The following is a 610-nucleotide window of genomic DNA, read 5'->3' as shown; positions in this document are numbered from 1 at the left end:
AAAGCGGCCATTTGAATGGCGTAGAACTGAAAGAAGAGGTTTTGATATTATTGCAACAGCTTGTTTCAAAGAAAGATGCCCACGCACAACATACTGCCAATAGCCTATGGGCGCTAGGAAAGCTCGCTGAAAGCGGCCATTTGAATGGTGTAGCACTGGAAGAAGTGCTTTTGAGGTTATTGCAACAGCTCCTTTTAAAACAAGATGCCAACGCGCAAGGTCTTGCCAACACTCTATGGGCGCTAGGAAAACTCTCTGAAAGCGGTCATTTGAATGGTGTAGAACTGAAAGAAACGGTTTTGAGGTTATTGCAACAGCTCGTTTCAAAGAAAGATGCCCACGCGCAAGAAATTGCCAATAGTCTATGGGCGCTAGCAAAACTCTCTGAAAGCGGTCATTTGAAAGGTATAGAACTGAAAGAAACCGTTTTGATGTTATTGCAACAGTTCGTTTCAAAGCAAGATTCCCACGCGCAACATATTGCCAATAGTCTATGGACGCTAGGAAAACTCTCTGAAAGTGGTCATTTGAAAGGTATAGAACTGCAGGCAGAGGTCTTGATATTATTGCAGTTCATTTCAAAGAAGGATGCCAACGCGCAAGAAATTGC

At 43.3% G+C, this 610-nt stretch carries 1 pseudogene; it reads left to right on the top strand.

The features are described from left to right. A pseudogene (locus E1O47_RS12360) lies at positions 1 to 610 on the top strand (hypothetical protein); the annotation flags it as partial.

It is taken from the genome of Legionella yabuuchiae, assembly GCF_900640115.1.
GTDB classification, from domain to species: Bacteria; Pseudomonadota; Gammaproteobacteria; order Legionellales; family Legionellaceae; genus Legionella_A; species Legionella_A yabuuchiae.
Note: the sequence above shows the minus strand (reverse complement) of the source record. Positions and strands in the feature narration are given on the sequence as shown.